At 41.5% G+C, this 19,545-nt stretch carries 23 protein-coding genes; 6 read left to right on the forward strand and 17 right to left on the reverse strand.

Annotated features, from left to right (window positions below; genetic code table 11):
• Positions 1-78 precede the first annotated feature (78 nt).
• Positions 79-1,095 (reverse strand): tRNA (adenosine(37)-N6)-threonylcarbamoyltransferase complex transferase subunit TsaD, encoded by a 1,017-nt coding sequence (gene tsaD, locus ACWQ4X_RS06770; protein ID WP_457903175.1) that lies wholly within the window; start codon positions 1,093-1,095, stop codon positions 79-81.
• 145 nt (positions 1,096-1,240) lie between these two features.
• On the opposite strand from tsaD, the gene rpsU reads away from it, so the two are divergent.
• Entirely contained in the window at positions 1,241-1,456 is a 216-nt protein-coding gene (gene rpsU, locus ACWQ4X_RS06775) for a 30S ribosomal protein S21 (protein WP_001136722.1), read from the forward strand.
• A gap of 37 nt (positions 1,457-1,493) precedes the next feature.
• The gene (locus ACWQ4X_RS06780; protein WP_100243125.1) at positions 1,494-1,940 is read left to right on the forward strand and encodes a GatB/YqeY domain-containing protein; all 447 of its coding nucleotides are present in this window, start codon (positions 1,494-1,496) and stop codon (positions 1,938-1,940) included.
• A 72-nt stretch (positions 1,941-2,012) separates the two neighbouring features.
• Here the strand turns inward: ACWQ4X_RS06780 and ACWQ4X_RS06785 are convergent, their stop codons facing one another.
• From ACWQ4X_RS06785 to ACWQ4X_RS06850, 14 genes are all read right to left on the reverse strand, one after another.
• Positions 2,013-2,378 carry a hypothetical protein gene (locus ACWQ4X_RS06785; RefSeq protein WP_457903176.1) on the reverse strand — a complete coding sequence of 122 codons (366 nt, stop codon included), beginning with the start codon at positions 2,376-2,378 and terminating at the stop codon, positions 2,013-2,015.
• 71 nt (positions 2,379-2,449) lie between these two features.
• Positions 2,450-2,815 (reverse strand): GFA family protein, encoded by a 366-nt coding sequence (locus ACWQ4X_RS06790; RefSeq protein ID WP_457903177.1) that lies wholly within the window; start codon positions 2,813-2,815, stop codon positions 2,450-2,452.
• Between the two features lie 52 nt (positions 2,816-2,867).
• On the reverse strand, positions 2,868-4,271 hold the full coding sequence (locus ACWQ4X_RS06795) for a M48 family metalloprotease (RefSeq protein ID WP_457903178.1): 1,404 nt from the start codon (positions 4,269-4,271) through the stop codon (positions 2,868-2,870).
• A gap of 120 nt (positions 4,272-4,391) precedes the next feature.
• Entirely contained in the window at positions 4,392-5,357 is a 966-nt protein-coding gene (locus ACWQ4X_RS06800) for a 2-hydroxyacid dehydrogenase (protein WP_457903179.1), read from the reverse strand.
• Entirely contained in the window at positions 5,350-6,042 is a 693-nt protein-coding gene (locus ACWQ4X_RS06805; protein ID WP_457903180.1) for a hypothetical protein, read from the reverse strand. The genes ACWQ4X_RS06800 and ACWQ4X_RS06805 overlap by 8 nt, the downstream gene beginning before the upstream one ends.
• A 97-nt stretch (positions 6,043-6,139) precedes the next feature.
• Entirely contained in the window at positions 6,140-8,020 is a 1,881-nt protein-coding gene (locus ACWQ4X_RS06810) for a M48 family metallopeptidase (RefSeq protein WP_457903219.1), read from the reverse strand.
• Positions 8,021-8,120: 100 nt separating this feature from the next.
• Positions 8,121-9,662: an amidophosphoribosyltransferase gene (gene purF, locus ACWQ4X_RS06815; protein ID WP_100243131.1), complete on the reverse strand. Its 1,542-nt coding sequence runs from the start codon at positions 9,660-9,662 to the stop codon at positions 8,121-8,123.
• Between the two features lie 24 nt (positions 9,663-9,686).
• Complete coding sequence (locus ACWQ4X_RS06820) at positions 9,687-10,271, reverse strand: CvpA family protein (protein WP_142768970.1); 585 nt, start codon at positions 10,269-10,271, stop codon at positions 9,687-9,689.
• Positions 10,268-11,278 carry a quinone-dependent dihydroorotate dehydrogenase gene (locus ACWQ4X_RS06825; RefSeq protein WP_457903181.1) on the reverse strand — a complete coding sequence of 337 codons (1,011 nt, stop codon included), beginning with the start codon at positions 11,276-11,278 and terminating at the stop codon, positions 10,268-10,270. Before ACWQ4X_RS06825 ends, ACWQ4X_RS06820 begins: the two co-directional genes overlap by 4 nt.
• Positions 11,279-11,368: 90 nt before the next feature.
• Positions 11,369-11,848, reverse strand: coding sequence for a type II secretion system protein GspM (gene gspM / locus ACWQ4X_RS06830; protein WP_142768972.1), 480 nt, complete (start codon positions 11,846-11,848; stop codon positions 11,369-11,371).
• Complete coding sequence (gspL, locus tag ACWQ4X_RS06835) at positions 11,848-12,990, reverse strand: type II secretion system protein GspL (RefSeq protein WP_457903182.1); 1,143 nt, start codon at positions 12,988-12,990, stop codon at positions 11,848-11,850. The genes gspM and gspL overlap by 1 nt, the downstream gene beginning before the upstream one ends.
• Before the next feature lie 27 nt (positions 12,991-13,017).
• Entirely contained in the window at positions 13,018-13,473 is a 456-nt protein-coding gene (locus ACWQ4X_RS06840) for a phosphoglycerate mutase family protein (RefSeq protein WP_457903183.1), read from the reverse strand.
• A 118-nt stretch (positions 13,474-13,591) separates the two neighbouring features.
• Complete coding sequence (locus ACWQ4X_RS06845; RefSeq protein ID WP_457903184.1) at positions 13,592-14,665, reverse strand: NAD(P)H-dependent glycerol-3-phosphate dehydrogenase; 1,074 nt, start codon at positions 14,663-14,665, stop codon at positions 13,592-13,594.
• Positions 14,666-14,696: 31 nt separating this feature from the next.
• A complete protein-coding gene (locus ACWQ4X_RS06850) occupies positions 14,697-15,272 on the reverse strand; it encodes a nitroreductase family protein (RefSeq protein WP_457903185.1) in 576 nt (191 codons plus the stop codon).
• 198 nt (positions 15,273-15,470) lie between these two features.
• Between ACWQ4X_RS06850 and ACWQ4X_RS06855 the strand changes: the two genes are divergently transcribed.
• Positions 15,471-15,845, forward strand: coding sequence for a hypothetical protein (locus ACWQ4X_RS06855; protein WP_457903186.1), 375 nt, complete (start codon positions 15,471-15,473; stop codon positions 15,843-15,845).
• 76 nt (positions 15,846-15,921) lie between these two features.
• Here ACWQ4X_RS06855 and rhlB read toward each other — a convergent pair whose 3' ends face one another.
• Both rhlB and ACWQ4X_RS06865 read right to left on the reverse strand, forming a co-directional pair.
• A complete protein-coding gene (gene rhlB / locus ACWQ4X_RS06860; protein ID WP_100243140.1) occupies positions 15,922-17,073 on the reverse strand; it encodes an ATP-dependent RNA helicase RhlB in 1,152 nt (383 codons plus the stop codon).
• Positions 17,074-17,171: 98 nt separating this feature from the next.
• Complete coding sequence (locus ACWQ4X_RS06865) at positions 17,172-17,384, reverse strand: cold-shock protein (protein WP_005177104.1); 213 nt, start codon at positions 17,382-17,384, stop codon at positions 17,172-17,174.
• A gap of 384 nt (positions 17,385-17,768) precedes the next feature.
• Between ACWQ4X_RS06865 and ACWQ4X_RS06870 the strand changes: the two genes are divergently transcribed.
• From ACWQ4X_RS06870 to ACWQ4X_RS06880, 3 genes are all read left to right on the forward strand, one after another.
• Positions 17,769-18,002, forward strand: a complete 234-nt coding sequence (locus tag ACWQ4X_RS06870; RefSeq protein WP_457903187.1) for a sulfurtransferase TusA family protein — start codon at positions 17,769-17,771, stop codon at positions 18,000-18,002.
• Between the two features lie 141 nt (positions 18,003-18,143).
• Complete coding sequence (gene rpoH / locus ACWQ4X_RS06875) at positions 18,144-19,013, forward strand: RNA polymerase sigma factor RpoH (RefSeq protein WP_016167620.1); 870 nt, start codon at positions 18,144-18,146, stop codon at positions 19,011-19,013.
• Positions 19,014-19,153: 140 nt separating this feature from the next.
• The gene (locus ACWQ4X_RS06880; RefSeq protein WP_142768977.1) at positions 19,154-19,519 is read left to right on the forward strand and encodes a DUF423 domain-containing protein; all 366 of its coding nucleotides are present in this window, start codon (positions 19,154-19,156) and stop codon (positions 19,517-19,519) included.
• Positions 19,520-19,545 lie beyond the last annotated feature (26 nt).

Here is a 19,545-nt window from a genome sequence, read left to right on the forward strand (position 1 = left end):
ACCTAGCAACCCATACGAAAAAGCCCGACAGGATGTCGGGCTTTTTTAATTTGTATACTTCAAGCAAATAATCTATTTTTAAATTTCTGCTGGCTGCGTTAATTCTGTCATTGGCCAACGTGGTGTAGTCGTTACAGACAAGCCATCATGCTGACCCGCTTTTAAACGTTGGTAGCCCGCAAATGCAATCATGGCACCATTATCCGTACACAAAGCAGGTTCTGCATAATAGACCTGTCCACGGATTTTAGCCAAATCTGCTTCCAGACGTTCACGTAAACGCTTATTTGCACTTACACCACCTGCAATAACCAGACGCTTTAAACCTGTTTGCTTTAAGGCTTTAATCGATTTTTTAACCAAAGTATCCACAATCGCTTCTTGGAAACTTGCCGCAATATCCGCATCACGGTTTTCATCACCTAATTTTTTCATTTGTACAGATACGGCTGTTTTTAGACCGCTAAATGAAAACTCCAAGCCTTGATGCAACATCGGACGCGGGAAAGCAAAAGCGTTTGGATCACCCTGCTCTGCCAATTTAGAAATATTTGGACCACCCGGATATGGCAAGCCCATCATTTTCGCAACTTTATCAAAGGCTTCGCCCGCAGCATCATCAATCGACTCGCCAAGCAATTCATATTGACCAATACCATAGGCAGCCATCAATTGAGAATGTCCACCAGACACTAACAGTGCAACAAAAGGAAATTCAGGCGGTGTCGCAGACAATAAAGGTGCCAACATATGTCCTTCCATATGATGCACACCAATTGCAGGTTTGTTTAGTGCAAAAGCCAAAGTTCGACCAAACAAAGCACCTGTCATGAGTGCGCCCATTAAACCCGGTCCACGGGTATAGGCAACCGCATCAATTTCAGATTTTTTCACACCACTATCTAAAAGTAGTTGATCCAATAAAGGAATCAGTTTACGCACATGGTCACGTGACGCCAATTCTGGTACGACACCACCATATTCTGCATGCAGCTTAATTTGACTATATAAAACTTGCCCGCGTAAGCCGTTTTCACTGTCATACAGTGCCAAACCTGTTTCGTCACACGATGTTTCTAAGCCTAAAACGATCATTAAACTGCCTACAACCTATATCAAATCCAAAGCGAAACCTATTATAGACTTGTGGTATGAGATGTAAATGAGTAAAATACTGACCTTCACTTGTGATCAAGGCAATCATGCCGAGATCTTATCCATAACTTAATGAGGATTCTTCATGCCACAAGTTAAATTGAAAGAAGGCGAACCAGTAGACGTAGCTATCCGTCGTTTCAAACGTTCTTGCGAAAAAGCAGGTGTTTTAGCTGACGTTCGTAAGCGTGAATTCTATGAGAAACCAACTCAAGAACGTAAGCGCAAAAAAGCTGCTGCTGTTAAGCGTTACCAAAAGAAATTGGCGCGCGAATCAGTTCGTACTACACGCCTTTACTAAGATTAATTTGTGATTGATTGACGACTTGGAAAAATAAATGACTACTTTAAAAAACCAAATAACTGAAGTTTTAAAAGCAACTATGCGTGCTAAAGAAATGGATAAGTTAACGGTCATTCGTAGTCTACAAGCAGCAATCAAGCAAATCGAAGTCGATGAGCGCAAAGAGCTTGACGATGCTCAAACTCTTGCGGTCATTGAAAAGCAAATCAAACAACGTAAAGAATCGATCAAAGCCTTTGAAGGTGCTGGTCGTGATGATTTAGCTAGTAAGGAACAAGCCGAAATTGATGTTTTATCTCAATTTCTACCAGAAGCTATGACTGAGGAAGAGCTTGATTCTATCATTGGGCAAACAATTACTGCTCAAGAAGCTACTAGCATGAAAGATATGGGTAAGGTGATGAACTCTCTGCGTCCGCTCATAGCCGGGCGCGCCGATCCTGCTTTAGTTTCTGCAAAAATCAAAGCAAAACTCGCTTAATCTTTCAAAACTCTCTTTCTTTATCGTTGAACTGCCTTTACGTAAACAAGACAGTTCATAGATAACAGCCTTTTAAGTCAAATTACACTGCACATTATATTTCTTTAAAATCATCATTTCTTTTGATGACATAACCTGTTGAATTACATCTCGCTTAGTCAAATTACGATATTGCGCATCTAAAGAACTTCTATTTTTATCTGCCGCAGTATAAAGCTGATCAACATAACGCCCCACAATGCCACAATAACGTGTTTGTTGCTCTGCGGTAAAACTGGTTTGATGCGGATTAAGTTGCCCAAAAAACTGACGAACATCTGCCTTGTATGTGCGATTAATTTTATCCACTGCAACCACATAATCTTCGACACTTGCAAAAGCTGAACCACAAGAAACAGCAAGCCAAAGTGCTGCTAGAAACTGGACTTTATTCTTCATTAGAACCATTAAAATCAAAAAAATGATTGAACATCATGATACAGCGCGGACTCATGCAAAACTAGCGCTGATTATTTTATTTGAATAAATTCAGGCTTATATTGCTTATATGCCTCTTCAGTGGGCGCAGGAATCTTCCCCAGAGTTACTGTGCCCAAGCGTAATCGAATCACATCAGGCAAGTCTACACGGTATGAAAAAATAGGACTGCCACACTCCTGACAAAAAACACGCGCCTTATTTGGACTATGAAAATACTCTTTCAATACTTTTACACCACGCACAATTTCAAACAGTGACTTTTGCAATGGACTGTTCCACCCTGCAAAACCACCTTGTGCTCGTTGGCAATGCTGACAATAACATAGAATTGTTTTTTCAATTTCCCCATGATAACGGTAACTGACCGTACCACATAAACACTGTCCTTCAATCATTTTATCTCTCCTCTTGTTGTTATGTTATACAAGGATGATGTCTATTTAATGCTTAAATCTTTAACTGGCGTTCCTTTTGCATCTGATCAATTCGCTGCTTGAGCAGCTCAGACATTGCCGTATTGTCCTTCGCTAAACGCTGTGCATGCAATAATGATTTTATAGCACCTTCTTCCAATCCACTCCAGTACTCCACCTCTGCACGATAACGCAATACATTCACTGCACGCAAAGGTGAAGCCACATCAATATTCGCCGCTTGTTGCAGTAAGCGCCATCCCGTGATATCACGTGGATTTTGGTTCACAAAGTTTTGTACCAGTGCACTGGCTTGTGCGGGTTGCTTTTGACGAATCAGCACTTCCGCCAGTTTATAGGCTAAAGCACGGTTTTCAGGCATAATCCGTGCAGGCGAAGCAATAATCTGATAAGCATCATCTAATTTATTTTGCCCAAGATAAACATCTGTTTGAATTAAAGTGAGTAAATTGTGTAACTTATTTTGTTTTTTAAGTTGATCCAATTGTGCTTGCGCCAATACAAAATCACCTTGCTGGCTATAAAATGCAGCCAAGGCCAATTGTCCTGCAAAATCCCCACGCTTCGCCAAGTTTTGTAATTGCTGTTCTGTCGCCTGATTTGACACCACCAATGTGTACAACTTTAATATTTCAAAATTTTCATCGCGCATACTGCCTTTCACTTGTGGCAACTGATTCGCCCTAAGACGTGCCTCACTCATTCGTTCAGTCGTAAGAGGATGCGTCAGCCAAAAATCAGGCAGAAAACTGACTCGACTGGTGGCACGGTGCATCACCTCGAAGTAATCCGCCATACTTTGAGGGTTATAACCCGCTGCGTACATATACTGCATACCTATACGATCAGCTTCGCGTTCTTGGTTACGGCTATAGCTTAACTGATTATCTAGCAATGCAGCTTGCGACCCCATCATCACTGCAGCACCCGCATTACCATCGGCTTGTGAGGCGACCAAAGCCCCCACAATAATACCTGCCAAGGCCAACAGACTTTGCCCCTTAAATGCTTCCTGTGAGCGACTGTAATGTCGCTGGGTCACATGAGCAATCTCATGCGCCATCACCCCTGCAACCTCATCCATATTACGTGCAGAAGTAATCATGCCAGTATTTAATGCAAACAAACCACCAGGCACAGCAAAAGCATTAATTTGAGCATCATTGACCAAGACCAAACCAATCGGCTGCCCGAGCTGGGTCTGGCTGAGAATATTTGAAAATACCAATAAGAGCTGATCTTCCAGCCAAGCATTATGTGCAATCGGTAACTGATGCTGCACTTCACGATAGACTTTTTCGCCAATCATTTTTTCATTTTGACGATCAATTAAGCCTATTCCACTGCCAATTTCAGGAACATTAAACTGAGGGCTAGATGAAAAATGCATTGCATCCGCCCATGTGATATGAGCCATTGCACACAAACTACCAATGACGAAAAACCGTTTCAATACTACATCTCAAAATCTTATTCGTTCTGAGCAGACTATAACATTGAAACAGCAAGGGATTTGCAATGATGTGTTATCAATATTTTAAAAGTCAGGATTGACCAAATAAGCTGGCTGACGCCCTTCCAAAGCATCAACCAAATTACGATAAGCTAGTTCCGCCATCTTTTTACGCGTCTCCGTAGTGGCTGAACCCACGTGTGGCAAGGTCACCACATTATCTAGTTGGAATAACTCTGAATCTTGTAGTGGTTCTTTTTCGTATACATCCAATCCTGCAGCAAAGATTTTGCGTTCTTTCAGTGCCTGAATTAAGGCTTGCTCATCAATAACAGAACCACGGGCTATATTCACCAACACCGCATGTGGCTGCATTAAATCAAACTGCTCAGTAGAAATTAATGCTTTTGATTCTGCATTCAAATCTACCGCAACCATGACAAAGTCAGACTGTTGCAATAATTCATCAAGGCTACAGTATTGCGCATTCAACGGCTGTGCCATTTCTAATTTTTCACGACGGTTATGATACAGAATATTCATATTAAAACCGTATAAGCCGCGACGTGCTATCGCAGCACCAATATTGCCTAGACCTATAATTCCCAGTGTTTTCCCATAAATGTCTTGTCCAAACTGAGCTTGAGAAACGGTACGCTTCCACTCGCCTGTTTTGGTCCATTGATCTAAATACGGCACTTTACGCGCCGCACTCATTAATAATGTAAACGCCAAATCTGCAGTGGTTTCCGTTAAAACATGCGGCGTATGGCTTAACCAAATCTGGTTTTGACTTAAATAACCCACATCATAGTTGTCATAACCCACACTGACACTCGAGATGATTTTAAGTTGTTGTGCGCCAGCGAGATTACTTTCATTGAGCAAACGCCCAGCCCCGATCATGCCATCCGCATGTTGAACATGCTGTTGAATCTGTTGATTGACGTCGCCTTGCTTCGGATCAATCACCACCACATCATATTGAGCTTGTAAGCGGGTTAAAATTTCAGGGTCAATTTGGCTAAAAACAACAACTTTTTTATTCATCATTCATCCGTGTATTGAGTGATTTTTGCATGAACTGCCACAACCGTTTTTTCAAAATGGGCTGCTCCAGCATTTCCTGCAAGCTCGCCAAACGATGTAACTCCACCTGTTGTAAATGAGGGATATCCCCCAACGCAATCAGATCTTTGTCTACACCAATTGCATCGATAAAGCCCTGCACATAACTGCCAGCGCCTCGTCCATCTTGCATTTCAAGCAAAGGAAATGGCCACTTTAATTCATGATATTCTACGGGGATAGCCTGCTGAATGTTAGCCCAAAGTTCTGCCTGAGCTTCAGTTAACTGAGAAGCATCCAACACGATGAGACAGGTAGCAAGACTTACTGCCTGTAATTCAAAAGCTTCAATTTGAATAGCAGGTTGTGATTGTAATTCGGCTGCGACTGGAGTGACTGGCTTAGGTGTTTGTTGAGCATTTTCCTTTTCAATTTCAACAAACTGAGTTAAAGCATCATCTATTTCAGGAATATCAGATTCACCAGAGACAGGAAGCTCAACTTGACTTAGGGCTAACTCAGTAATAATTTCGGGTTGCGCTTGATCGCGCCATAAACCAGATGGCTGAAAGTGTTGTACACGCGCGAGAGTTCTAGGAATCCAAATATCGATTCCCATTGTTGCCAATATATCTCGCTGGTGCCCCATCATCTTTATGTTCAACATCTCAATCTTTGTCGCTATTCTAACGACATTCGCATTATTTTGCTGTGCTTTATTAAAACACTTATTGATACCTTTAAACTCTACATTTATACCTTAATCACATAATCATTAAACTATTTTTCTTCTGCATCTGCTCGACAATTTCTGAAGTTTCAAAGCCAAATCGCCAATACAACAGCTCCAAAACATCCAATTCATCTTGAGTAATGATACGGTCATTCCATAGGCACAGCTCTGCAATGCCCAAAATAATGAGACGATCGCGCAACAGCAACCCCGAAATATCATGCACGATCTCAGCAAGATCAATCGGCTCATCAGATATTTCTTCGTAAATATCCAACTCATCTATGGTCAGAATCTTTTTTAATATGCGCTCACGCACCGTAAGTTGGTTATCGCTATTAATCTGCTGGACATGCAGTAAGGCATCAATCAAACGTACAATTTGCGGTTTTACTTCATCCAAGGCCGTTGGGGTATGTACTGGTAACAGGTTTAATTCAAATTTAACCCGCTCCAACAACAACGCATCCAACAAGCCAATTTCTCCATCTTCCTGAATAATCCGCGCAAGCTTAGTCACAAATTGTCGTGCAATGGTTGCTGGCATACCACCAATGTTGGCACATGCTTCATGAAAAATAGATAAATGGACTCGACCATCTAAATGTAGCAATGCATCAATAATGGCACGACTAACTTCAGCTTCAGCAGGAATAAACTCGCGATATTGACGAATCATCAAAATCGCCACCATCACCTCGCGCGAACCCGTGGCAGTTTGTAATGCACGCTCAATCAACTCTGGGCGCTGCATGGTGCTGCGCACTTCTGGATTTAAAGGCTTAATCGCATCTTTAATTGCAAAGCTTATTGGAGATAAACGCAATAAAGGCAAGGGTTGCGGTGAACTCCACGGGGTATAATATTCCGCATTGGTTTCTTCCAATGAACGAAACAGACTAAATAATGGCTGATTTCTTAATCTTTTTAGATTTTCCAATTGTAGGTCTTGCACCAAACCAGGATTCAACTCATAAATTCGTTGCTCAATATCTGGATGAATATTCATCCAGCTTTGCGGACTCAATGAGTTAGCAAAACACATATGTGAAATCGATTCTGAATATTCGCTGTGAATTTGCGAACCCGCATGATGCACATAAATACGCAACAAGGTTTGAATATTGGCATCGTTCTGAATCAGACGTTTGGTCTTTAAATCATTTCTAAAGGTACGGCTGCCTAGCGTCAGGTATTTAATGAAGCGCGTCATTAACACCCCCATACTCCCAACCAGCCAAATCACACCACCCAAAGCCACTAAAATGGTTTCAAATTTTTGCGGTTGATCATAACCCTGACGACTGAAGCCCAATTTCGCAACTTTACTACCCCATTGGCTAAAGGTTGTGAGACCGCTATACAAAATTTTCAATCGGGTATTGTCCGTAGTTTCGCCTGACAAAATCTGATTAAACTCATGACTTAATAAGCCAAACAATTCAGACTCATCCAAATTTTGTAATGCCCCCCAAGTCAAAATAATTGCAATATCGCGAGGCAAGAAACCCGCAGTCAGTGCATTCACCCCCACTTCATCAGGCAGCACATAAACAGCAGGTGTATCAATGAGAAAACGTTCGGAGAGTTGTTCGGTAATTTTGAGCGCTGCAAATTCTTCAGGTGTACTTTCAATTAGGCTTAAACGTCTTGCACGCAATTGTTTCGCCAGTGAATGACCACCAGAACGAAAGACATAGAATTCATACAGAATAGAAGAGCCGATGATCAGCAACAATAAAGCGATGACATAGGGACTGAGTTCATGCCAAAAAATAGATTGGCTTTGATCAAAATAATAGACCAACAACCCCAACACTGTATTGAGGATAAACATGGTCAAAAGAACAGCCAATGCACAGATACTGGCAGACCACATCATATTTTTATTTTTGATCAAAAAGCCACCCATTTCTTTCAATGTAAAGTTCCTTTATTACATTGTAATTCAGCCACATCATAAATGAAAAAGGCGGGAATTACCCACCTTTTTCACGCATAACCTTTGAAAATTATTGCTCGGTCACACCCGTCAAATCTACTGAAGCCGCATCGATGTTGACATCAATATAGCCATCTTTCGATTTTTTCGCTGTGTCACTACGCTTTTGTTCCAACTCATCCAGATACGCAGTATCAATGCCGCCAGCCACGTATACACCATCAAATACAGAACAGTCAAATTCTTGTAAATCTGGTACTTTGCTGGTGCGGATTGCCGCTTTAAGGTCTTCCAAGTCTTGGAAAATTAAGCGATCTGCTTCAATAATTTCACGGATTTCTTCAACACTACGTTCAGAAGCAATCAACTCTTTCTTCGCAGGCATATCAATACCGTAAACGTTTGGATATTTCACCATTGGCGCTGCTGAAGCGAAGAATACTTTTTTAGCACCAGCATCACGTGCCATTTGAATGATTTCATTACACGTCGTACCACGTACAATCGAGTCATCCACCAGCAACACATTTTTACCTTTAAACTCAAGCTCTACAGGGTTAAGTTTTTGACGAACAGATTTTTTACGTTGCTGTTGACCTGGCATAATGAAGGTACGACCGATATAACGGTTTTTCATAAATCCTTCACGGAATTTCACACCCAACGTATTAGCCAGCTCTAATGCTGAAGTACGTGAAGTATCAGGAATAGGAATGACCACATCAATGTCGTGTTCCTGACCCCATTCATTCAGAATCTTGTGCGCAAGTTTCTCACCCATTTTCAAGCGGGCTTTATACACAGAAATACCATCAATCGTTGCATCTGGACGCGCGAAGTACACATATTCAAAAATACATGGACGGTATTGTGGATTTTCAGCACATTGCTGTGTGAACATTTCACCATCTGCGTTGATGAAAATCGCTTCACCAGGTGCAATATCACGCTCAACTTTAAAGCCAAGTGCCGTAATCGCAACAGATTCTGATGCAATGATATATTCCATCTCACCCGTTTCTGTTACACGAGAACCGTAAATGAGTGGACGAATACCATTTGGATCACGGAAACCAACCAGACCTTGACCCGTAATCATCGCAACCACGCCATAAGCACCTTTACAACGCTCATGTACACGCGAAACTACATGGAAAATATCTTCAGGAGTCGGCACTAATTTGCTACGCTTTTGCAACTCATGCGCAAAAACGTTAAGTAACACTTCTGAATCCGAATCGGTATTCATGTGACGTAAATCTGTTTTAAACAGGTCATCATGAATTTCTTCAGCATTGGTCAAGTTACCATTGTGTGCCAAAGTAATACCGTAAGGTGAGTTTACATAAAATGGTTGCGCTTCAGCACTGCTCGAAGAACCTGCTGTTGGATAACGCACATGGCCAATACCATAGTTACCCAGTAAGGCACGCATGTGACGAGTATGGAAAACATCACGCACCATGCCATTGTCTTTGCGAAGAAATAAACGTCCTTCGTGGCAAGTTACGATCCCAGCTGCATCTTGTCCACGATGTTGTAACATCGTTAATGCATCAAACAACATTTGGTTAACGGGTGATTTACCAGCTATACCAACAACTCCACACATAGCAACCTCGCAGACAAGCTAGGATTAATAAAAAGGATTATTTGTTGAATTGCCTGAACGCGAATGATCTTTTGGCGTTGGTTCAGACAAGGAGTGGGAAGATTGCTGTGTACCTTCCGACTGAATATGTTCAAGCGCTTCGTGCGCTGCGTCTTTCGATAACTGGGCAGCCCATGGCGCATAAGGCAATAAGGATTGAACGACTTTGGACTGCTTCCAATGTGGAGAACTTTCCACCCATGGACTTAAGCCCTGCATAGTAATTAAAACCACCATCAACCCTTTCAGTGTTCCAAACGCTCCACCCGCAAGGCGATTGAGCGGACCCAACTTCAAGGTGCTTAACACACCATTTAACAATGCTGTGGCTAACCAAGTAAATACGATGATGACCAAGACAATGAATGCAAATGCTGCTATTTTCTGAACCACTGGATCTTGACTGAGCACCCCCATTGAAGGAGCAATGAGTGCGGCATATTTAGCACCGACAATCAGTGCAAAAATCCAACCCACCAAGTTCGCAAAGGCTTTAACAAATCCTTGTCGCAAACCGTTTAGCCCTCCAATGAGCAAAATGATCAGGATGAATATATCAATGGTATTCATTTTGCAAGCATAGCATCGACACAATCTTTAATCAGTTTAGGTCCTGTATATATGAGGCCACTGTAGACTTGTACAAGTGCTGCCCCTGCATTTTGTTTAATCAGCGCTTGTTCACCCGCCAAAATTCCACCAACACCAATCAGTGGGACTTGACCATTTAATGCTTGAGCAAAAGCCGATAAACACGCCGTACTTTTCTCGAAGACTGGCGCACCAGATAAACCACCCGCTTCATCACCTTGTGGTAGATTTTCTACGCCTTCGCGTGACAAAGTAGTATTGGTCACAATCAGACCATCAATTTTATTGGCAATCAGTTGCTGCGAAATAAATGCAATATCTTCTGGAGTTAAATCTGGAGCTACTTTAAGCACTAAAGGTACATAGTGCTGGTGTTCATCCGCCAATTCAAGCTGACGTTTCTTTAAGGTAACTAACAACTCAGTCAGCGCATCACCACTTTGCAAGCTACGTAGATTTTTTGTATTTGGAGAAGAAATATTGACGGTAATGTATGAAGCATAGTTATAGACTTTTTCCAAACAGATTAGATAATCATCTACCGCATTTTCTACAGGAGTATCGGCATTTTTACCAATATTAATCCCAAGTACACCTTTGAATTTTGCCGCTTTGACATTTTCAATCAGTTTATCCACACCATCATTATTAAAGCCCATACGGTTAATAATGGCTTTTGCTTGTGGCAAACGGAAAAGACGAGGTTGCGGATTGCCCGCTTGTGGACGTGGGGTAATGGTTCCAATTTCAATAAAGCCAAAGCCAAGTGCAGCTAAGGCATCAATATAAGCACCATTTTTATCTAAACCAGCAGCCAATCCTACAGGATTTGGAAATTCAATACCCATAAAGGTCACAGGTTTAGCTGCAACATGCTGACGCATCATCCCCATCGCATGGGCTGATTTCAGTAAGGATAATGTTAGCTCATGTGCACGCTCTGGTGCTAAAGAAAACAACAAAGGGCGGGCTAGAGAATACAACATATCTAGAAAAGTCTACGGCTTTTTAAGTCGGTATATTATAGGCGTAGCCCACCAAAAACGCCATGCTTGGCAACTGTTTATTTTGACCTATTATTGTAGTGTCGCTGTTAATTTAATCTGTCCTGCATTGGACTGAAATTCCATTTTTTCAATGCTTAAGCCCATCTGCGCCAATTGCGTTAGAAAATTTGCAAGAATGGCGTAATTGGCATGACTTACAACCACTTGAATTTGTTCACCCATTTGTTGCGAAGCCACACCTAAGCCTTGCTGCTGTGCAGCACGCTGTACTTTGTCTGCCGCACTTAACTGGACATCCCCTGCTGGTTTCATGGTCACGGCATTACTTTGCATCCATACCACCAAATCTTTTAGCTCGCTCACCCGCTGTTGCTGATACTCCGCAGCCTTATGCATGTACCACAACGCCGAACCAACAGCTGCAACCAAAACAAAGATGACGGTAAAGATCACCATAATGCGTTCACGAAGTGACAAGCGCTCTAAATATTGTGCAATTTGCTCTGCATATGAATCGAAAGAGCTTTGAATTTTTTCTAATGCTTTCATTATTGTATTTTCACCAAGCCAATGACTCCCGAACCATTCGGCTGAATATTCCCCAACTCTACCTTAAACCCTTGTTGAGTCAGTTGTTGTGTCAGATTCTGTAAAACAGCCGATGAATTTGCCTTGAGATCTAAATTCAGCACATTAGCATCGTAAGAAACACGATCCGCAATAATTTTATTCTGCATTAACACAGGACCGACCCGACTGAGCAATTGCAGTCCTGCATTTCGCCCCATTTGATTACTGCGCATCTGAAATTCAAACTGACTTTTCAAGGTCTGTTCCGTCACTGGGTAATTTTGCCCAAACCAGTATTTAAATTGAGAGACAGCCTGAACAGCCGTTTCATCTGCGACTTTTTTATTCTTATACCAACGACTGGCATCATAACCAAACTGAACCACTAAAATTGTCAAAAATATAGCAGCACAAGCCTTCCAATATCCCGAAAACTGAGTATCTGACTTCAATTTTGGCAATACATTAAAAGGGTGTTGTTTGGTCTTCTTTAATGGTTCAAAAGTGTATTGAAAACTCGTAATTTGATCTTGAGTCAATCGAGCTTGCAAACTATTCAACTCTGTATCACTGATATTCGACACTTGATAATGATGCGTAGCGAGCTGATAGTCCAAATACAGTGGCAAATCATCTATAGAGCAGCCCATCCACTCGCTTTCACGTGCCAGTAAACGACCATGTAAATGAAGTAGAACGGTTTGATCCTCATTCACAGGCTGCGGCGCTGCATAAAAATCTGGAATAAGCGCTACAATCTTGATTGGCAATAATGAAAGCGAATGCTGCCATGTTTCAACCAGATGCTGCGAAATACCCAATAAGGTCAACTGGTCTGGATTTTGAAAGTGATGCAAGACTTTCATACTGTCGATTGGAAATACGATATATTCCTCCAACAGATATTTAATGCCTTCTTGCCCCAACTGCTTATATTGCACTTTGTTCAATGTCTGTTGCAGCATTTGCACATGGCGACTCGGGAAAAAAACCGTCGCTTCTTGCTGTGCAAAAGGCTGTAAGTCCTGAATCAATTGTTCAAGACTTGCAGCAGCTTGCCAAGATTCCCCCAGCGACCACTGCCACGCCTCATTCGCTTCTGGCATCCATATATACAACATTTATTTTTATCTGCCGTTCGGTATCATTTAAGCTTGAGGAATAAAACGCTTTTGTACTGTTGATAAACCAGCCGCAATCACCGTTTGCTCGTAACAACGTGCCTCAGCCAGCGCAAAGGGATGAAATGGCTCATTGGTGAGTAGTTCTTCAATATGCGCCACAACATTCATATGACAAACGACTACTATCGACTCATAAGGCAGATGCGATAACCATTCCACAGCAACGCGCGCATCATCATCTGGTTTAATCGCATTACACAATAAAACAGGCACGCCTTTAAAATGGGTTTGAATATGCGCGAGTGTCTCTTGGGCTCTTAATAATGGACTCACAATAAAAATATCAGGCTGAACCAAATCTTTTAAATAATTTGCGGTTTCTTGAGCTTGCTGATGACCACGTGCTGTTAACGGGCGCTTGACATCATTTCCATCCAGTGCTGGCGAAGCTTCACCATGACGGACCAAAGTAAGTTGCATAAAATTTCCTTATTATTTCAGAGCACACCGCTGTATTGTAAAATTAAAATCAGCAGGTGCTCAGTTTTGAAGTATATACAATATTTATGACAATTCTAATGCATTCAATAAATTAAACTTAGACTTCATGATGTGGCAAAACAAATTCCACATCGCTACGATGACCATTTTTCATTAAAGAAACCGCAATAGATAAAGGTGGTGCACCTTCAAAAATCACATCGTAGAGTGCGCAGGTAATTGGCATATACACATCTAGCTCTTCTGCTCGCGCCCGCACCTGAACCACGGTATTAATCCCTTCCGCAGTTTGCCCCAACTCTTTGGTGGCTTGCTCCAAAGTTTTTCCCTTACCCAACGCGAAACCTATCTGATAGTTTCGACTGAGTGGACTGTTACAGGTAGCAAATAAATCACCCACACCCGATAAGCCCAAGAAAGTTAAAGGATTTGCCCCCAACTTCACAGCAAAACGGCTCATTTCAGCCAAAGCTCGGGTTAAAAGCATACTCTTGGTATTTTCACCTACATTATAGGCAGCCGCCATCCCCATAGCGACTGCATAAATATTTTTAAGCGCACCACCCAACTCGACTCCGTGTACATCATCACTGGCAAAGACACGGAATAAAGCACTGTGCAAGGATTGCTGTACGGCATAGCGCACCAATTCCGAATCGCTGGCAATGACCGTACCTGCGGGTTGACCTGCAACGATTTCTTTTGCCAAGTTAGGACCAGACAGCACTCCAAAAGGTACTTCAGGTAATTCTTGCTGAATAATGTCGCTCATAAAGCAAAAGGTATTTGCTTCAATACCTTTGGTTAGCGAAACTACCGCTTGCGAACTGATAAATGGACGAATCTGCTTCAGCACATCACGAAATGAATGACTCGGGATTGCCACCAAAATAATATCGCGATCACGTACTGCTTGTTCTACATCCGATACTGCAACCAAGCCAGTCTCAAGTTGAAAGTCTGGTAAATAACGCTGATTGACATGAGTACGATTAATTTCTTCAGCAACTGCTTCGTCACGAATCCAAATCTTGGTATCGCAGCCATTGCGGACAGCGGTATTCGCCATGGCAGTGCCAAAACTTCCCCCACCCAACACCGTTACACGTAAAGCAGTTTTGCGATCAATAATCACAGGGTCAACGAAATCACTAAAATTTAATTCAGACATTTATTTTTATATCCCAAAGCATGGATTCAACTTATTTATTCCAAGTACTTACATAGTCAACAGTATTGATCTCAGCACGAGGCGGAATGGCTTTTGCTGCTGTACCAACATAGATTATGCCAGAAATCAGATCTTGCTCGGTCAGTCCCAAAGCTTGCTTTAATAGTTTGGATTCAACCACTGCTCCACTACGCCACATGGTCGAAAAACCTTGTGCCTGCAAAGACAATAGGAAATTCTGAATCGCCGCACCCGTACTTAGGGTCTGCTCAAAATTAGGTACTTTGGCATGCTCTTGGAACTTTGTTAGCGCAAGAACTAACAACGGTGCACGAAATGGATGTTGCTTAACGCGATCTAACTGCACCTGATCTTGCTCACCCAAATCAGCAAGTGCTTGTGATAATAGCTGACCAAATGCTTCACGCTGTTCCGACTCAATCACCACAAATTTTGTAGGCTTTAAACGATGATGATCCGGTGCCGTCAAGGCTGCCTGAAATGCTAACTCTAATTGCGCTGCATTCGGTGCAGGTTCAACCAAATGTCCAATAGACTGACGTTGATGAATATTTTGATGAATAAGGTCTGCTGTTAAATCCGTCATTGACTTTTAGATCTATACATAAATACTTTAGCAAGAGTATCACAATATTTTCCGAATGCTCTAGCCCACTGAATAAATAGTCATTTCAACGGTTATTTTCACATAGCAATAAAATAAAACTGCATTTTTTATACAACACCATGATGATTAATCATTAACACTATTCGGCAGTACTTAGTTCTAATGAATGGGGAAAAGATGAATAAAATTTTAACTTTAGGCACCACAGCATTCTTCACACTTTTACTTTCTGCCTGTGCATCTACGCCAACTTCTTCGACAGTAATTCAGAAAGAGAATAATCAATTTGAAGTTACAGGCTTGGGCAAAACCAGCATTATCTCTAAAAACAATGCGATAGAGGCTGCGAATAAAACCTGTAAAAACTCAACTCCGATCATTGTGAGTGACAAAACTGAATACAATGGTGCACTCAAAGGCATGGTCGATGATCAAACTGGGCAAATGATTCAATCTGCCGCAGATGTGATTGGCAGTATTGCAGGCACCAATACCAGTATTGCCAAAGATACCGATTATCAAACCGTGGTGACGTTTTACTGTAAAAGTTAAGTCTAGGCAGCAGAATGTCTAAGCAATAAAAAAGGTTAGTATTTAAACTAACCTTTTTTTGACGCGAAGGATGAAATTAGCAATAACCTTCCAAACGGGTTAATGGCAATTTCTGACCAATCGCCTTTTCAATTTCTGGCAAGTGGAATGCATCATCTTCCGAAAGGAAACTGATACTGACACCACGTGTACCCGCGCGACCTGTACGACCAATACGATGTACATAATCGTCAGACTGTTCAGGTAGTGTGAAATTCACAACATGTGATACGCCATCCACATGAATGCCGCGTCCTGCCACATCGGTTGCAATCATGATGTTATGTTTACCATTCTTAAATTGGTCCAACATTTTCAGACGCTTATCTTGTGCGATTTCACCCGAAAGCATCACCACTTTATAACCATCACGCTTCAAGCTGTCATATAACTTACGTACTTGATCGCGGCGATTGGCAAAAATCATGACTTTTTCAATCGGCTCATCATGCAGAATATCTTGCAGCAATTTATATTTGTCCGACTTCGCCACCATATACACACGCTGTTCTACATCCGCATTGGTTTTCTTTTCTGGCTCAATTTCAACAGTCACAGGTTCAAATAACCATTGTTGTGCCAAATTCAAAACATCGTAGCTAAAGGTTGCAGAGAACATCAAGGTTTGACGTTGTTCTTTACGTGGTGAATAACGCACGATGCGTTTAACCGATGGAATAAAGCCCATATCCAATAAACGGTCAGCTTCATCAATCACCAAAAATTCAATCTGATCTAACCAAACTTCTTTTTGCTCTACAAAATCAATTAATCGCCCTGGTGTCGCGACAATAATATCAACTGGTTTTTTATCGAGTTGTGCTTTTTGCTTATCAAAATCCACCCCACCCAATAACGTCACCAAATGCAAGTCGGAAAATTTGGTTAAATGTTTCGCATCACTTTCAATCTGCAAAGCCAATTCACGTGTTGGCGCCAAAATTAAGGCACGCGGCTCACCACGGAAGCGCTGTTCTTGAATTGGATTATTCAACAAGTCATTAATCACGCTGACTAGAAAGGCGGCTGTTTTTCCCGTTCCAGTTTGTGCACGACCAATTGCATCATGCCCAGCCAAAGTAAATTTGAGCACCTTTTGCTGGATTGGCGTCATTTCCTTAAACCCTAAAGCATCAATCGCTTGTTTAAGTTGAGGATGTAAATTTAGGGTTTCAAAACCAGATGACATAAATACTTGCTCAAACTAATGAATATAGAAAAACATGGTCATTATAAACAAAAAACGCCCCAATATACATTGAGGCGTTTCGAAGAATCTTTAGCGTATTAGTCTAAAGGTTGAACTTCTTCAGCTTGGAAGCCTTTTTGACCTTTTACAACGCTGAATTCAACACGTTGGCCGTCACGAAGTGAACGGTGGCCTTCGCCTTGAATAGCACGGAAGTGAACGAATACATCGTCACCGCCATTGCGTTGAATAAAACCAAAACCTTTAGTGTCGTTGAACCATTTAACTACGCCTTGTTCACGAGCTGTCATAAGTTAATCCTCATTGTATTTAAAAGAAGGACCACCCGGTGTTGCAAACAGCAGAGCAAACAAGGTTTAAAAACATTTATTATTTCTAAGCTTGTAATCATTCTGTATAACTATTAACAAAATCCCGGTTACATCCAATTGTAGAGCATGGGTTTAAAACAATTTATAGTTGTGATAAATCCTCAATACGGCATCGAGCTTAACATGGGTTTATGACAATTAATAGAATTTTTTTTACTTATTCCACATCAAATTAAGTAATTTTTTTTCGATACTTATTTAACACCAAGATAAACATAAATATAGTTTTACTGTGTTTTAAGTTGGGATTTGGCATCAAATTTGCTAAGATTTGGCGGTGTTTTCTGAGACTACTCACTACATATGTCGAATCAACGCGAAAGCGACCTCATCATTGATGCAATGGGTAAGCCTTGCCCTATGCCCTTACTCATGCTGAAGCGTGCTTTAAAAAATTCTCCGCATGGTCGGGTCTTGCTTAAATCTTCCGATCCGCATAGTCAAATTGATGTCACTCGATATTGTCAAATGTATCAAATGGCTTGTGTTGTGCAAAAAATTTCAGAGCATGAATACCATTACTTAATTGAATCTTAATTATTTTCAATTAGACTAGATGGTTTCAATTTGGCATAAAAAATTACATAACACTACCCAAATTTCCTTAATGTGTGAGCCTATAGGCATTAAGATGAAAGGTAGTGGAACATCAATGTCCAATTTTATTAAGGAGTACCTATGAGTGACAGCAGCAATCAATTGATGCCCCTGTCATTATCTGCACCAGGTGTAAACCTTGGGGCATATATTAGTACTGTCAATCAGATTCCTATTTTAACAGCCGAACAAGAAAAAGAGTTGGCTGAACGTTACTACTACGACCAAGACCTTGATGCTGCAAAAATGCTGGTCATGTCGCATTTACGATTTGTGGTACATATTGCACGCAGTTATGCAGGTTATGGTTTACCGCAAGGTGATCTTATTCAGGAAGGAAACCTCGGCTTAATGAAAGCCGTTAAACGTTTTGATCCGAATATGGGCGTGCGTTTGGTTTCCTTTGCTGTGCATTGGATTAAAGCAGAAATTCATGAATACGTGATTCGTAACTGGCGTATTGTCAAAATTGCGACCACCAAAGCACAACGCAAATTGTTCTTTAATTTACGTAGCCTGAAAAAATCCAGCAAAAAATTGACGCTCGAGGAAGCTCAATCAATTGCCAATGATTTGAACGTGACCCCAGAACAAGTGCTAGAAATGGAAGGTCGCTTAACGGCTTATGATGCAGCTTTTGAAGCCCAAGGCGATGATGACGATGAGGGTTCAACTCATGTCGCGCCTGCCTTGTATTTAGAAGATAATCGCTACGACCCTGCACGTTTGGTTGAAAGTGAAGACTACGAAGAACAAAGCACCTCGGCTTTACATGAAGCCATGGAACAGCTCGATGATCGTTCGCGTAATATCTTGCAGCGCCGCTGGTTAGATGATGATAAATCGACTCTGCATGAACTGGCCGCAGAATATAATGTTTCGGCTGAGCGTATTCGTCAGTTAGAGAAAAATGCGATGGAAAAAATTAAAGTTGCGATGTCATCCAACTAATTCTTTCTATCCTTAAAGGGCACAACTTGCATGTTGTGCCCTTTTTGTATGAACGCTTTGAACAATGTCACATTTCGCTTTTTTACCCTACGCAGAATATGCTAAGGTTATGCGCAAATTTGTTCAGGTCATCATGGCTTATGTGGATCGCAATCTCTGCACTTAATTTAGCAATTGCTGTCATGTTAGGCGCTTTTGGTGCTCATGGTTTAAAAGCCCGTGCAACCGAAGCTCAATTGGCTTGGTGGCAGACTGCAACAGATTATTTTTTCTACCATGCATTGGGCTTATTGGCGCTCGCCATTTTGGCAAAAGTCGTTCCTCAACTTCCAATTAAAGTGAGTTTCGCCCTCATTCAAATTGGAATTTTCTTCTTTTGCGGTTCTTTGTATGTCATGGCTTTGGGTTTACCTCGCGGCTTGGGTGCCATTACACCAATTGGCGGTGCGTTGATGATTGCTGGATGGCTGATTCTGGCTTGGAATGCTTATAAATACGCCAAATAAAGTCGCAGATTGTTGGGAATTAAAAC

Source organism: Acinetobacter sp. NigerLNRRAM0016, assembly GCF_054112845.1.

What these genes read in the sequence shown, in the direction of transcription:
- ACWQ4X_RS06825 (WP_457903181.1), bottom strand. Translation starts at nt 11,278, where the DNA reads ATGTTGTATTCTCTAGCCCGCCCTTTGTTGTTTTCTTTAGCACCAGAG.
- ACWQ4X_RS06845 (WP_457903184.1), bottom strand. Translation starts at nt 14,665, where the DNA reads ATGTCTGAATTAAATTTTAGTGATTTCGTTGACCCTGTGATTATTGAT.
- rpoH (WP_016167620.1), top strand. Translation starts at nt 18,144, where the DNA reads ATGAGTGACAGCAGCAATCAATTGATGCCCCTGTCATTATCTGCACCA.
- ACWQ4X_RS06850 (WP_457903185.1), bottom strand. Translation starts at nt 15,272, where the DNA reads ATGACGGATTTAACAGCAGACCTTATTCATCAAAATATTCATCAACGT.
- ACWQ4X_RS06805 (WP_457903180.1), bottom strand. Translation starts at nt 6,042, where the DNA reads ATGTTGAACATAAAGATGATGGGGCACCAGCGAGATATATTGGCAACA.
- rpsU (WP_001136722.1), top strand. Translation starts at nt 1,241, where the DNA reads ATGCCACAAGTTAAATTGAAAGAAGGCGAACCAGTAGACGTAGCTATC.
- ACWQ4X_RS06820 (WP_142768970.1), bottom strand. Translation starts at nt 10,271, where the DNA reads ATGAATACCATTGATATATTCATCCTGATCATTTTGCTCATTGGAGGG.
- rhlB (WP_100243140.1), bottom strand. Translation starts at nt 17,073, where the DNA reads ATGTCATCTGGTTTTGAAACCCTAAATTTACATCCTCAACTTAAACAA.
- ACWQ4X_RS06800 (WP_457903179.1), bottom strand. Translation starts at nt 5,357, where the DNA reads ATGAATAAAAAAGTTGTTGTTTTTAGCCAAATTGACCCTGAAATTTTA.
- ACWQ4X_RS06870 (WP_457903187.1), top strand. Translation starts at nt 17,769, where the DNA reads ATGTCGAATCAACGCGAAAGCGACCTCATCATTGATGCAATGGGTAAG.
- ACWQ4X_RS06855 (WP_457903186.1), top strand. Translation starts at nt 15,471, where the DNA reads ATGAATAAAATTTTAACTTTAGGCACCACAGCATTCTTCACACTTTTA.
- ACWQ4X_RS06780 (WP_100243125.1), top strand. Translation starts at nt 1,494, where the DNA reads ATGACTACTTTAAAAAACCAAATAACTGAAGTTTTAAAAGCAACTATG.
- ACWQ4X_RS06795 (WP_457903178.1), bottom strand. Translation starts at nt 4,271, where the DNA reads ATGGCTCATATCACATGGGCGGATGCAATGCATTTTTCATCTAGCCCT.
- ACWQ4X_RS06790 (WP_457903177.1), bottom strand. Translation starts at nt 2,815, where the DNA reads ATGATTGAAGGACAGTGTTTATGTGGTACGGTCAGTTACCGTTATCAT.
- ACWQ4X_RS06840 (WP_457903183.1), bottom strand. Translation starts at nt 13,473, where the DNA reads ATGCAACTTACTTTGGTCCGTCATGGTGAAGCTTCGCCAGCACTGGAT.
- gspM (WP_142768972.1), bottom strand. Translation starts at nt 11,848, where the DNA reads ATGAAAGCATTAGAAAAAATTCAAAGCTCTTTCGATTCATATGCAGAG.
- ACWQ4X_RS06880 (WP_142768977.1), top strand. Translation starts at nt 19,154, where the DNA reads ATGTGGATCGCAATCTCTGCACTTAATTTAGCAATTGCTGTCATGTTA.
- gspL (WP_457903182.1), bottom strand. Translation starts at nt 12,990, where the DNA reads ATGTTGTATATATGGATGCCAGAAGCGAATGAGGCGTGGCAGTGGTCG.
- ACWQ4X_RS06785 (WP_457903176.1), bottom strand. Translation starts at nt 2,378, where the DNA reads ATGAAGAATAAAGTCCAGTTTCTAGCAGCACTTTGGCTTGCTGTTTCT.
- ACWQ4X_RS06865 (WP_005177104.1), bottom strand. Translation starts at nt 17,384, where the DNA reads ATGACAGCTCGTGAACAAGGCGTAGTTAAATGGTTCAACGACACTAAA.
- tsaD (WP_457903175.1), bottom strand. Translation starts at nt 1,095, where the DNA reads ATGATCGTTTTAGGCTTAGAAACATCGTGTGACGAAACAGGTTTGGCA.
- purF (WP_100243131.1), bottom strand. Translation starts at nt 9,662, where the DNA reads ATGTGTGGAGTTGTTGGTATAGCTGGTAAATCACCCGTTAACCAAATG.
- ACWQ4X_RS06810 (WP_457903219.1), bottom strand. Translation starts at nt 8,020, where the DNA reads ATGGGTGGCTTTTTGATCAAAAATAAAAATATGATGTGGTCTGCCAGT.